This window comes from Pseudoalteromonas fuliginea (assembly GCF_000690055.1).
Lineage (GTDB): Bacteria > Pseudomonadota > Gammaproteobacteria > Enterobacterales > Alteromonadaceae > Pseudoalteromonas > Pseudoalteromonas fuliginea.
In genome coordinates this window covers 1-13,347 of record NZ_JJNZ01000051.1, presented here as the reverse complement: position 1 = coordinate 13,347, position 13,347 = coordinate 1, and the positions used below count along the sequence as shown (strand labels likewise).

Annotated in this window: 12 protein-coding genes and 1 pseudogene; 6 read left to right on the top strand and 7 right to left on the bottom strand. The window is 37.4% G+C overall.

The annotated features are described in order from the left end of the window. Positions 1-158, top strand: a pseudogene (locus DC53_RS22595) (M20/M25/M40 family metallo-hydrolase); the annotation flags it as partial. 6 nt (positions 159-164) lie between these two features. Here DC53_RS22595 and DC53_RS06510 read toward each other — a convergent pair. After that, positions 165-1,058, bottom strand: coding sequence for a LysR family transcriptional regulator ArgP (locus DC53_RS06510; RefSeq protein ID WP_033030838.1), 894 nt, complete (start codon positions 1,056-1,058; stop codon positions 165-167). A 95-nt stretch (positions 1,059-1,153) separates the two neighbouring features. On the opposite strand from DC53_RS06510, the gene DC53_RS06515 reads away from it, so the two are divergent. Next, positions 1,154-1,756, top strand: a complete 603-nt coding sequence (locus DC53_RS06515; RefSeq protein ID WP_033030836.1) for a LysE/ArgO family amino acid transporter — start codon at positions 1,154-1,156, stop codon at positions 1,754-1,756. A gap of 87 nt (positions 1,757-1,843) precedes the next feature. Here DC53_RS06515 and DC53_RS06520 read toward each other — a convergent pair whose 3' ends face one another. From DC53_RS06520 to DC53_RS06535, 4 genes are all read right to left on the bottom strand, one after another. Next, on the bottom strand, positions 1,844-2,641 hold the full coding sequence (locus tag DC53_RS06520) for a response regulator transcription factor (protein ID WP_033030834.1): 798 nt from the start codon (positions 2,639-2,641) through the stop codon (positions 1,844-1,846). A 154-nt stretch (positions 2,642-2,795) separates the two neighbouring features. Further along, on the bottom strand, positions 2,796-3,512 hold the full coding sequence (locus DC53_RS06525; protein ID WP_033030831.1) for an SIR2 family NAD-dependent protein deacylase: 717 nt from the start codon (positions 3,510-3,512) through the stop codon (positions 2,796-2,798). Further along, positions 3,509-4,525 carry a Kelch repeat-containing protein gene (locus tag DC53_RS06530; RefSeq protein ID WP_033030830.1) on the bottom strand — a complete coding sequence of 339 codons (1,017 nt, stop codon included), beginning with the start codon at positions 4,523-4,525 and terminating at the stop codon, positions 3,509-3,511. Before DC53_RS06530 ends, DC53_RS06525 begins: the two co-directional genes overlap by 4 nt. 106 nt (positions 4,526-4,631) lie before the next feature. Further along, on the bottom strand, positions 4,632-5,264 hold the full coding sequence (locus DC53_RS06535; RefSeq protein ID WP_007379043.1) for an NAD(P)-dependent oxidoreductase: 633 nt from the start codon (positions 5,262-5,264) through the stop codon (positions 4,632-4,634). A 101-nt stretch (positions 5,265-5,365) separates the two neighbouring features. Between DC53_RS06535 and DC53_RS06540 the strand changes: the two genes are divergently transcribed. Then, on the top strand, positions 5,366-6,265 hold the full coding sequence (locus tag DC53_RS06540) for a LysR family transcriptional regulator (protein ID WP_033030828.1): 900 nt from the start codon (positions 5,366-5,368) through the stop codon (positions 6,263-6,265). 21 nt (positions 6,266-6,286) lie between these two features. On the opposite strand, the gene DC53_RS06545 is transcribed toward DC53_RS06540, so the two are convergent. Beyond that, the gene (locus DC53_RS06545; RefSeq protein WP_033030826.1) at positions 6,287-7,153 is read right to left on the bottom strand and encodes a diguanylate cyclase domain-containing protein; all 867 of its coding nucleotides are present in this window, start codon (positions 7,151-7,153) and stop codon (positions 6,287-6,289) included. A 474-nt stretch (positions 7,154-7,627) separates the two neighbouring features. Here DC53_RS06545 and DC53_RS06550 point away from each other — a divergent pair, with 474 nt between their 5' ends. The 3 genes from DC53_RS06550 (at position 7,628) to DC53_RS06560 (ending at position 12,251) form a co-directional block, all read left to right on the top strand. After that, positions 7,628-9,688, top strand: coding sequence for a TonB-dependent receptor plug domain-containing protein (locus tag DC53_RS06550; protein WP_033030824.1), 2,061 nt, complete (start codon positions 7,628-7,630; stop codon positions 9,686-9,688). A gap of 99 nt (positions 9,689-9,787) precedes the next feature. Beyond that, a complete protein-coding gene (locus DC53_RS06555) occupies positions 9,788-10,228 on the top strand; it encodes a YfiR family protein (RefSeq protein WP_007379048.1) in 441 nt (146 codons plus the stop codon). A gap of 4 nt (positions 10,229-10,232) precedes the next feature. Continuing rightward, entirely contained in the window at positions 10,233-12,251 is a 2,019-nt protein-coding gene (locus DC53_RS06560; RefSeq protein ID WP_007379047.1) for an EAL domain-containing protein, read from the top strand. A 36-nt stretch (positions 12,252-12,287) separates the two neighbouring features. Here DC53_RS06560 and DC53_RS06565 read toward each other — a convergent pair whose 3' ends face one another. Then, complete coding sequence (locus DC53_RS06565) at positions 12,288-12,923, bottom strand: methyltransferase family protein (RefSeq protein WP_007379046.1); 636 nt, start codon at positions 12,921-12,923, stop codon at positions 12,288-12,290. Positions 12,924-13,347 lie beyond the last annotated feature (424 nt).

The following is a 13,347-nucleotide window of genomic DNA, read 5'->3' as shown; positions in this document are numbered from 1 at the left end:
ATATTTCGTTTGCGGCAAACCATGTTGATATGGCACTTGATGGTTTAGGCTTGATGGGCAGCGGTGCGCACACTAAAAACGAAACAGCCGATTTAACCAGCCTTGATAAAAACATTAAAAAAACGGCATTACTCATTTATAGATTAGGGCAGTTATAAACACCTTTAAATTGGTTCTAATCGGTTAGCCGCAACTTGCATTGCAAACTTTCGCAGTGCTTTAAGTTGCGGGCTTTCACTTTGCCAATAATGCCAATACAAGGGCGTATCAATATAATACTCTGGAAATAAGTCAACTAACTCCCCTTTTTGCAGGGAATCACCAAGCTGCAAAGTCGGCAATAAACCATAGCCTAGGCCTGCAATCATGGCTTGTTTAAATCCTTCTGATGAGGGATATATATGTATATACTCTGGCGTTGAGCCGTTAATATCGGCTAAAAACTGGTGCTGTAGCTTGTCATATTCACTAAAAACTAAACAAGGTACCTGCGCCAATTGCGTAAGCGAAGTGAGGTTATGCTGTTTAATAAGGTCAGGACTCGCAATTGCCTTGTAACGTATAGCGCCTAATGGGCTCGCTAACCCGCCATTTACAGGCTCAGAAGATGAGCTAATACATACCATTACCTCGCCGTCTTTCATTCTTTTATGGGCGATAGATTGATCCTCTGAGATCACTTCAAATCTAAATTTACAATCAGATTCTGTATCTAGTATGGCTAGCGCTTCTGGCAACCATGTGGCTAGTGAGTCAGCATTGGCAGCCAACTTTACACTAAGAGGTGTGTTTAAGCTGGAGTGCTCGTTAAGTGCATCTACGTTTAAAGCAACTTCTAACTGCAGGACTTGTTGTAAATGATTAAGTAAACGCTTGCCAAGAGCGGTTGGGCGCGGTGGCTGCGTCCTAATTATTACAGGCTCTCCAAGTTTGGCTTCGAGTTGATGAATACGCCGACTTACTGCCGATTGCGTAATAAATAGCTTTTTAGAGGCTTTTTCAAACCCGCCTTCACTAATAACCGCCGACAGTGCATTGAGTAGTTGATAATCAATCATGAGTTTTACGCATATAACCCTAAATATATTCATTGGATTTGTAACAGAATTACCAATACCCTGCAAGGCATTGAATAGTTGAGTAGATTTATAGTATGTCGTTTTTATCGGGTGTGATGCTGGGGCTAAGTTTAATTATTGCCATTGGCGCGCAAAATATTTGGATTTTAAGCCAATGCATGGCTGGCGCTAATCGATTGGTTTTAGCCACGGTATGCATTATTTGCGACGCGACTCTTATTTTAATAGGTGTATTTGCAGCAAATGAATTACAGCAGTTATTACCAGGATTACTGCCTTGGTTAACATGGGGCGGTATTGCGATGCTATCGTACTTAGCGTATGGATCTGCAATGCGAGCGATTAAAGGGACTTCGGGTTTAATAATAAGCCAAGTAGAAAAAGTAAGCTGGTGGAGTACTGCCCTTTCGGCTTTTGCAATCAGTTTGCTAAATCCACATGTGTATTTAGATACCGTGTTATTACTTGGCAATATTGGCGCTTTACAACCAAACCCAATGCATTTTGCACTTGGTGCTTGTGTTGGGTCAATAATTTGGTTCAGCACTTTAGTGCTTTTTGCACCTAAACTTAAAAGTATATTAAGTTCATCATTTAGATGGCGAATATTTGATACCACAATTGCAGTTATATTATGTTTTGTGGCGTTTGGGCTTTATAACGTACCTAGCCAATAATAAAAAAGCAGCGACTTTTAACAAGCGCTGCTTTAATTTTATCTGCTCAGGCTAATGCATTTTTACTGCTAGCCTTAAGTTTATAAGTTAAGACATTATTTTAAACAATAAATCTCTAACTGTTGCAGGCTCAAATGGTTTATCACAAATGGCATCAACGCCAGCTTGAGCAATATTGGCTAAGTGAGTGTCGTTTGCTTCTGAACTCACCATTAAAATAGGGATATGTGAGTAAGTGTTTGACCCTCTGACGGTTTCGGTTAGCTCTTTTCCATCCATTTCAGGCATATTATAATCAGTAACAATCAAATCGAATGACTGTGTATTTAATTGTTCGATGGCCTGTTTGCCATCTTCAGCTTCTACTGGTGCTGGTATCCCCATCCCCGCAAGTACGCGAATAATGTGTTTACGCGCAAAGCGACTGTCATCAACTACAAGTACACGTAATAAAGTAATATCAAAGTGTTCAAGCTCAACTTCTTCTTCACTAATAATATCTAAAGTAGCTTTAAGTGCGCGCGTTATAGATTCAGCACTAAATGGTTTAGGCAAAATAGCTAATACACCCGACTGCCTTAACTGCTCTAAGTACTTTTTGTTACGCTCACTTGACACCAACATAAATGCTTGGTTTTCTGTTAGTGGATTTGATCTGATTTTTTGTAGTAAGGAGTCAGCGGTACCGTCTGAAAAGTACATACTACTAATAACTAAATCAGGCTGGTAACTATTAAGCATTGTTAGTGCTTGTTCTTGCGATGTTGCTTTTTCAACCTGCTTTACACCACACTGAGTCAGTGATTTTATAATAAGCTTTTGTTGAACATCTGAAGGCTCTACTAATAATATTGATAAGTTTGCTATTGCTGTTAAATCACTCATTTACATCTCTTCAGTGTTGTTATGTTTACAGTATGACGATTAATGTATAAGTTAAGATTATAGATCAACAATGTACAAGCGAAGGAGAAATACTTTATAAAATTGTAAAATAAATATAAATAGCGTATTTATCACACATAATCACCAACTTAATTTAGCTATTTTGAATATACTCAAGCGCAGTCATTTTTTTATAACTCACATTGGGGTGTAAAATATGAGCTGGTTCGGGGTCTACAACTTCAATGGGAATGTTGTAATCACGCGCTATTTCTATCGCCATTTGCGTAATATTAACGCTAAACGAAGTCCCCATAAATACAATTTTATCGGCATTACTCATGCGTTTTTGCGCTTCGCTAATTCTATAAAGCTCGGTGTAATACTCATCAAACAATAAAACAAAGGGTTTAAAAGAATAATTAAGCTCAGGTGATCTGTTTTTAATATTAAACACTTCAAATAAGGAGTCGTGCAGGCAGCTTTCATCTACCTTTTCCCACGGAGTGGCAAACGGGATTACATCATCGCCTTGATGGTGAAATAGCGTCATTTGATCGAGCCTGCCATGAATAGCAATGTAATTTTTATTACCGGCTTTGCCATCAAGCCCATCTATATTTTGAGTAATTAGGTTTTTATCACTCAGCCAATGGTGTACGTCGTTTGGACCATGGTTGCGATACGTTGCAAACCGATGGTAATACCACGCTAAAAACTCTTTCGGTGCGTTTTTATACATTGCGCGCGTTGCCATTTCCATAGGCGTATAATTTTTACTGCCGATGGTCCAATAACCATCCTCCCCTCTAAAAGTTGGAATACCGCTGGCTGCGCTTACTCCTGCTCCTGTGATGTAAAGAGTGTTCACTTTTCAGCCTCGTAACCCAGTACGTTAGTACTTACTTGCTGTTTATTGTCAATACCGCCAATTCGATATAAAACCCCATTGTGTTCAAGTAAACCACGGTGATCCATACTCTTTACCTCAACCGGTGATAAAACCTGCCATCCATTTTTTTCGATATTAAAGCGCCAAACATGATCACTTGCTGGTGCAGGTTTACCGTCGTAGCCTATTGCGCTGTAATTATATGGATTGTTAGAACCTGCCAGCATATAAATATTGCCATTATAGCTGGTGGCTGCCATTCGATAGTGGGCGGAACCTGTTGGATGTGGCAATGTGCGCCAATCTATTTTTTGTGGATTAGTTGAATCTATTGTACCTTTTAAGCACTGTGCTACGCCTGCAAACGAGCGACGCGAATCAGGATTAGCTTGTGTTTTAACACCATCGCAAATAACAATGGTATTACCACTAATAGCGGCCGCTTGACCAAATACGGGCTCACCTAAAAATGGCGAGGCCTGTTGCCATGTATTATTTTGCGTGTCGTATACTTGTACTAAATTTACGTTACCGTCGTTATGCCAACCGCTAATTAAGTAAATGTAACGCGCTTTGTAGCTCAGCGCTACGCTATCGTCTACGGGTACTGGCATGCTTGCAAGATGAGTGTAGGTATCTTTTATTACGTCGTACCTATATACGTCGGGGCTTGAAACTTCAGTATGATCCTCTGCAACTGTATAGCCGCCAAACACATAGGCGTACTCACCTAAACCAACTGCGGTACTTGCTAAGCGCCCTTTTAATGGCAAGCTTGAAGGCACACCAGTTTTAGATTGCCACTGTGAATCGCCAACTTTAAGCGCCCACACTTTGTTATGCACTGACGAGTACTGTTTATCGCGGCCTAATCCCATAAAACTTAAAAAATAAGGCTGATTTTTAATAATAACTTTAGCCACAGCATTATTTGCAACAGGCTCAGGTAAAGCAGGAAGACTTGCTAACGCAAGCGAAAAAAGAAGGCTCATAAGACAAATAATTTAATAAGGATTAATACTCTCAGATTAAATTATTTTGCCCTTAGGAGCCAGCGCTTAGCATCTAAATAATCAAATGCTTTAAACTTAATATAAGTTAATAAGCAACACTGATACGTTGGTTTAAGTGTGCAGCTTTTTGTGCTTCGTCAACTAATGCTATTGCATAATCAGTGACTGATACTTTGCTTTCACCAGCTTCATTTGTAAAAAACTGATCTCCGCCAATACGATAAGGACCTTCACTTTCACCAGGATAAATTACTGCAGCAGGGCTTACAAAAGTCCACGAAGCAGAACTAGTAGTCGTTTTAAATACATTTAATGCTTCACCTTGTGCGAGTGCTTCATCTTTGTAATCTGCAGGGAATTCAGGTGTTGATACAAGTGTTACCCCTGGTGCAACCTCTAAGCTACCCGCACCACCTACCCAAATCAAACGCGTGCTTGTTCCATTTAAAGCTGTTAATAAACGCTCTGCGGTTTGTGCAACTAATTCATGATTACCTACTGCACGTCCGCCCACTGAAGCAATAAGTACATCTATACCTTTAAGTACTGAAGCAATATTATCTTGGCTTTGTAAATCAAATACGCGAACGGCAGTTGTATTATCTGTTATTTTCGCTGCGTCACGTACAATGCTGACCACTTCTAAACCGCGCTTAGTTGCTTGTTGTACGATTGTGCTGCCAATCCAGCCTGTTGCGCCTAAAACTGCTACTTTCATTATCTGTATCCTATTATTGAGTTAATGAAGTTAGTTTACTTGCACGCTTTTAAGTGATAAACACACTGTTAAGATACATATTAGTTCATAATAAGTTACTAATGGATAAAATTACTGCAATTACAAGCTTTGTAGAAGTTGCCCGCTGTGGCAGCTTTACTAAATCTGCTGAGCACTTAAATCTAAGCCGCTTACAAATTACTCGTCACGTACAAGAAATAGAACAGTGGTTATCGTTGAGATTATTTCATCGCACAACACGTAAAGTAAGTTTAACTATTCAAGGTGAAGAAGCATTAATTTACTGCCAACAAATACTCAGTACAGTCTCTGATTTAAAAAGTCGTGCTCATAGCCATAATAATGAACTAGTTGGTACAATCAGAATTGCATCGCCTATTGGGCTGGGTCAAAATTTATTATTTGAAAGAGTGGAGCAATTTTTACAACTACACCCCAAAACAAATGTTCAGCTTGTACTTTCGGATAACTTATCACAGTTGGTAGACGAACGTGTTGATGTGGCACTGCGCTATATTGAACAACCTGAAGATCAACATATTGCCCGTAAACTAATGCATATTGATGGTGTGTTATGTGCCTCAGCAAACTACTTAGCTGAGTCGCCCCCCTTAATTAAACCTCAGGACTTACTAAATCATAATTGCCTAGTGCACAGTAGTGCGACAAAATGGCGAATAATATCGGCAACAAATGATCAAAAAGTTGCAATTAAGGGGAATTTGCAATCAAACGAAATGGGCATTTTAGTTAAAGCGGCAATTAGGGGGATGGGAATTGCTAATATTCCTTGCGATTTAGCAAATAAACACTTAAAAAATGGCGAGCTAGTAGAAGTCTTGCCGCATTATTATTCACCTGGCCATAGCCTATGGGCGGTGTACCTATCACGAAGTTATCAGCAAACGTTAGTACGTACATTTATTGATTTTTTAGCACTCAATTGGCAACAAGATATTAAAAAAAGTAGTTCAGCATAGGCATTAAATTAATAAAAATGACTACATAACTTTAGCAACATTTGCGCCTTTAATTTTGTACATAGCTTGATCGGCATACTTAATGAGTTGATGATCAGTTTGTCCATCATTAGGGTAATTGGCAATACCAATACTAGGAGAGATATTGAGACTTAATTCATCCAATTGAAATTCAGCCTTAAATTGAGCTAAAATTTTACGCCTAATAACAACACTTTCGGTTGGTGACTTTAAATTATCTAAAATAATTAAAAACTCATCCCCACCTAAACGCCCTACAGTGTCATATTCCCTCATTACATTCGACAGCCTCTGTGCAATGCTATGCAACAACTTATCACCAACGTTATGACCATAAGTATCATTTACAGCTTTAAAGCCATTTATATCAATAAACAGTAGTGAAAAAAATAAATTATCTCGGTGAGCTTTTACAATTACTTTTTGCAATCGATCCATTAATAACGAACGGTTTGGTAAACCCGTTAATGCATCATGCCCTGCCATGTAATAAAGCTGCTCTTCCATCTCTTTTCGCTCGGTAATATCGTGAGCCACTGCAATTCTTACTTGATGTTCTTCAGACCAGCGAACAGACCATAGTATGTGGACTAATTGTCCATCTTTTCTGAGCCAACGATTTTCAAAACGAGGGTTTATTAACTCTCCTGATAAAAGCGAAGCAATTGCATTGTGCGTTTTTTGATGATCTCCAGAATAGACATAATTAATCATTTTTTTACCAACAACTTCATTGGCTGAATAACCAAAAATTCGCTCAAACGCGGCGCTAACAAAAACAAATGTACCTTGCTTATCTACAACACAAACAGCATCAAGCATTAAATCAAGTACTTCTTGTAAATCCACTAACCCACTTTTTATCATACCTGCTTGCCTCTAGGTTTAATGAAGCTAAATCCAGTATTCGACACCCCTACAACAAAAGCAAAAAATAGCTTTAAAGAAACGATATATTCACTCACATTTTAATAATGCGCCATCTATATAAATAGCGAGTAATAATTAAGCCTATAACGCATTGCTAAACCATGGCGGCTCAAAACTACTTATACTTGATGATTACCTATGAAACAGAGTTAAAATATAGGATCTGTATTTTGCTTTTTCCAATTTAGTAACCAGATAAAATAGCCCCGAGATAGAATGAATTTTAATTCTGAGAGGTCAACTGGCCCAAGACGTTTATTATTTTGAGCGAACTAAAAAAATTCCAAAATCAATTTTATTAATAATATAAAGTGCTTTCACATCATTAATTTATGTTAATATCATGTGATAACAGATGCTTTACAAAAACAACGATTGTTTTTGAATTTGGATTGTGTAGGAGACACCTCATTGAAAATATCACAACGCTTTTTATGGCCATTAACCTTTATTTCTCCCTTACTAATGGCTGAGCAATTTGATTACGAAAACCTTGACCTTGATGCCCTAATGGGAATGGATGTTCAAGTCACTTCAGCAATGAAAAGAACTCAATCAGCATTTGATACAGCCTCCTCTATTTATGTTTTAAGTAAAGAGCAAATTACTAACTCTGGTGCTATGTCTGTACCTGAAGCACTAAAAATGGTTCCCGGGCTTATTGTTAGACAACTCGATAATAACCAGTGGGCTATCTCTTCGAGAGGCGTTGCTTCTCGCTTTTCTAGCAAGTTATTAGTCATGATCGATGGCCAAAGTTTATATACACCAAAATTTGCGGCTGTTTATTGGGAAACACTCAATGTTCCTTTGTACGATATTGAACGCATAGAAGTCATTCGAGGGCAAGGTGGGCTTTTATGGGGAAGTAACGCAAATAATGGTGTTATCAATATTATTACTAAAAATAGTATTGATACTCGTGACACATTAGCAACAGCAACCACCGGCAATCAAATAAATGTCGATACAAATTTTCGTTATGGAAACGATATTGGTAATAAAGGCAGTTATCGAATTTATGGCCATGCAAAACATGCAAATGCATCTAAAAAAGGAGCTAGACTCAAACCAAATGATACTACGAAACAATATTCTTTTGGTATACGTGCTGACTATACACCTAATGATGAATTGTCGGGTTTATTTCAAGGCGATGTTACGCATTCAAAATTAGGCCAAAACTACCGAGGTGTAGTTGATGCTACAAATGAAAACATTGCATTTTCTGATGATTTAAAACGTATCGACTCACGTATGATGGCTCGTTTAGAACACAGAATATCAGGCAATGCCAATCAGATGTTACAGGTATCATGGCTCAAACAAAATGGATCTCAAGCCTACATAAAAGAGCATTTCGAATCGATAGATATTGACTACCAAATGAATTTTATTTACCAGTCACTACAGTTTGATTGGGGATTAAACTACCGCTATAACACCATTTCATTTGCACAAAGTGTCTTTTTAGATAGTGATAAAGATTTGGATGACCTTCAGCAGTATGGTGGGCTTATTCAGGCTCAATATAACTTTACCCCTGATACTCTCGATTTTATAATTGGCACTAAATTAGATCATAATGATCTAACAGGGTGGGAAAACCAACCTTCAGCAAGGTTAGTTTACAAACCAATCGAGAATCATCTTGTTTGGAGCGCTATATCCAGAAGTGTACGAATCCCCACGCTTATTGAGTTTAACGATAATTTTAAACTTAATGGAACCAAAGTTCTTGATGTACTTGGCACAAGTACAGGGCTGGTAGCTATAGATGAATATCGAATCGCCACTTTTTTAAATGGTAACGATAAAGTGAAATCTGAGAATTATATCTCTCACGAACTAGGTTACCGATTTTCCGATAACGATTGGTCAATGGACTTTTCCGCTTATAACACGCACGGTAAAAACGTAGCGGTTATTAACTTAAATACCCATTTTGAACAATTCTTGCCTGCTCTCGCTCTGTTTCGATCGGGAGAGATCCCACAAGCAGCTCAAGCGCTTACAACAACTCAAATCAACCTTGATTTAATCTCTGTTGGAAAAACAACAACAAAAGGTTTTGATGTCGTTTTATCGTGGCAACCTATGGATACTCTCAGCGCAGAACTTGGGTACAGTTATACAGACTTTAAATATAGCTTACCTTATGATACTAGGCCTGTGGTTGGGTTTGATTCAACAAATAGGCAGCTATTTGCAAAAGCAAATTACACTCTATTTAACGGCCATTCTCTGTTTTCTACATTACGAGTAGAAAATTCTAATGCGTATAACACAGATAACTACGCAGCATTAGATTTGACTTGGAATTGGCAGATAAACCAACAGTGGTCAACTGCGCTTTCAGGTAAAAATTTATTAGCAAGTTCTCACATCGAATATGGTAATACAAACGAAACCTATACTATACCCAATTATATTGATGAATCTTTTACATTCACAATTATGACTACGTTTTAAGTTTATAACATGCTCAAGTCAAAAAGTTTAATCCATCGTACCTTAATTATATTTGTATTTTTATTTAGTGCGAATTGTAATGCAATGGAAAAGGAATACATGCTTAAAGCGGGCTTCTTATATAATTTTGCCAGATTTTCTCAATGGCACTCGCTTCCTCAAAAAGACAATTTTTTTACTCTATGCAGCCCTGATAAACACTTTATTGAGTTAGCAAACATTGTTTTAAAAGAACGAATAGTAAAAGGATTACCTTTAAAGAATAAACATATTGCTCTCAACGATATATCAAACGTATCGTGTGATATGCTTTTTATAACCGTCAATACAATCGCTAATTGGGAAAACCTAAAGTTTTTTCCTTATGACAATATTATGGTTATAGGTGAAACTGAAGGTTTTATTAAAAATGGCGGACACATTAGGTTTTTTCTTTCAAGTGGTAAAATTCGTTTCGAAATAGCGCCTAAAAAGCTTAAAGAAGTAGGTATTACGATGAGTTCAAAAGTATTACGCCTTGCTCGCGTTGTTGATAGGTAATGCAATGAAAAAACTATTTTTATTAAACACAATGAGCAAAAAACTTTTAGTCATTTTAATGTGTGTCGCCCTCGTATCAACCGCAACTGTCACAACCGTATTTAGTGCCTATGAAATAAGTAGCGCGAAAGAAGAGCAAGTAAAAAGTTTAGTATCTCTTTCTAAAATGTTGTCCCCTAATATAACGACAGCGCTTATGTTTGACGATGCAGAAGCAATACAAGAACTTATTAACCCACTGCTTATTCGCTCAGATATAGTATCTGTGATTGTGAGTAATTCAGATGGTAAACCACTTGCTATCGCCAATTCTCTTTCTAAAACAGCACAACATAGTATAGAAATAAGTACCGTTTTAGAGCTAGATTCTCATTGCTATGGTGAGCTCAAAATTAGGGCTAATGATAGCTACATTAATGATAGAGTGGCATTTTATAGTAAGTTTCTTATTATTTTGGTGATATTTACATTTATTGTGAGCTTACTATTATCCTTATTACTCAGACGTCGGTTTTTAAACCCTATATTATATTTGGCACAAACAGCTAACCAAATAACAAAATCGAATGACTATAGCTTACGTGCAAAACAGCTCTCGCAAGATGAGGTAGGCGAACTTACTTCCTGTTTCAACGATATGTTACACACGATTGAACAGCGAGAAAGTTCACTTGAAAATCAAGTTCGGCTTCGTACTAAAGAACTTGAAAATGCAAATTTACAATTACACCAATATGCATATGAAGATGGCCTTACAGACCTACCTAACAGACGTTACTTTTACGAAAAACTACAAAGTTTAATTAGCAAAAAAAATATAACTTTTGCCCTTATTTTTATTGATTTAGATGGCTTCAAAGAAATAAACGACAGTCTCGGACATGACTATGGCGATTTACTGTTACATCAAGTCGCAGTTAGGTTACAAAACTGCATAACAGCTAACGATACTGTAGCAAGACTAGGCGGTGATGAATTTACTCTTATTCTAGAAGGAGTAGACAATCAAGCGAGCGCAAGTAAGGTTGCAAATGCAGTAAAAAGTAGCTTAATGCAGTGTATTCATCTAAAAAAAGAAAAGGTGTATGTGACTGCAAGTTTAGGTTTAACTTTTTATCCAACGGATGGGGTAACAGTAGAAGACTTAGTAAAGCGAGCTGATCAAGCAATGTATTTATCTAAACATAAAGGTAGAAACCGCTACGAATTTTTCACTTATGCTATGGAAGAACAAGCAATCGAAAAGCGCCGTTTAATAGAACAAATACATACTGCCCTTAAAAAAAATCAATTTGAGCTTTATTATCAACCCATTTTTTCTATTAATGGTACATCAGTACCCAAAGCCGAAGCGTTAATACGCTGGAATCACCCTGAGCGAGGTCTAATTAGCCCAAATGAATTTATACCAATCGCTGAAAAGAATGGCTTAATAAGCGATATTGGCCAGTGGGTAAAACTACAAGCAATTAAAGATACTGTTCAATTTAATCTACTTTGCGAAACACCTATACAAATTAGCGTAAATACGTCACCACTTGAGATTGATCGTGCTGGTAATTGGGTAAATGAATGGCTAGAAGCAAGTGAGCAATACAAACTCCCCGCCCATACTATTCTTATAGAGGTTACAGAGAACACGCTAATGGATCCTGATTCTTTAATACAGAGTCAATTAAAGCGACTTAACGCAAAAAATATTGATATAGCAATAGATGATTTTGGTGTCGGTTATTCATCACTTGCCTATCTTCAACGCTTAGATATCGATATCCTAAAAATTGATCACTCTTTTATTAGAGATATAGAAACCAATGAAAACAGCATAGCGCTTATAAAGGCAATAATAACAATGGCACATAATTTAGGTGTAAAAGTTGTCGCTGAAGGGGTAGAAACCCAACATCAATACTTACTATTAAAGCAGTTAGCATGTGATTATATTCAAGGTTATGTATTTTCAAAACCAATCACTAAACAAAGCTTTATTGAAAAGTACGTTAAGTCTAAAGTCTTACTTTAAAATTAAATACCAGCTTGTATGTGGGTAGTGTCTTTATTACAACCAGCGAGGTACGCGTTGTTTATAATACTGATACTGCTCTGAAAAAGATTGCGATAGATGCTCTTCTTCTACTAAAGTTTGTCTATATAAAGCGGTAACCCCTACAATCAAACATATCAGACTAAATACACACGGCAATGCTAAAAAGAAACCAATTTGAGCCGCTGCAACACCTAAATACATAGGGTTACGAGAATAGTCATAGAGTCCAGTGGTTTTTAGCTCCTTTGGCCCATTAGGATCTATTCCTGAGCGCCAAAGTGATGCCATATCAAAATGTACAAACATACTTAATATAAACCCAGCACTCAGTAATACATTGCCAAACATGACCCCAGGCCAACCGTTTAAAGGTTCAAATAATACTAAGTAATTATCTAATTCAGGAATAAAAACTCTCACAACACACACAAACCAAATAGCAGCCCTGAAAAATTTAAACGCCATATGGTTCCACCAACTAGAGCAGTACTGCTGACCAGGAAAAATAACGCCAGAGGGTGTGGTTCGATTTTTATAAATAATTCTATAAGTATAAAATCCCGCCACAAATGTATAGAAAATAGCGAGGTAAATACGTGTAAACTCTATTAGGGATACTGAGTCATCTATAAAGGGTTGATAGTTCATTGAGGGAGCTCACACACATTATTTTTTAGCTAATACTATAAATTAATTTTAGTGTTCATACTGTTAATTAACAAGCAAAGTCAGCTAAATGGGCATAAAAGATTAGAATAAGTTTACCAATGATACCATGTATTATCCATCCACTTTTCTGCAGAAGTAAAAAAGCCCGAATCGTTAAATTCGGGCTTTCTACAATGTTAAGTCGGTGCGCTACGCAGTAGAATGTCGTGCTGCCCACAGCGGTGGAGAGCCACAGTGAAATACTACACTATTATCGGTCGAAGCTTTGGTTTCACTACTGAGTTCGGTATGGGCTCTGGCTATTTATTAAATCCCAGATAGCAAATGCTACACTATCGTTGGCCGGGGCTCGCCTTCGAGCTGTTTTGTTTCACTACTGAGTTCGGCATGAGCTCTTGGCTAT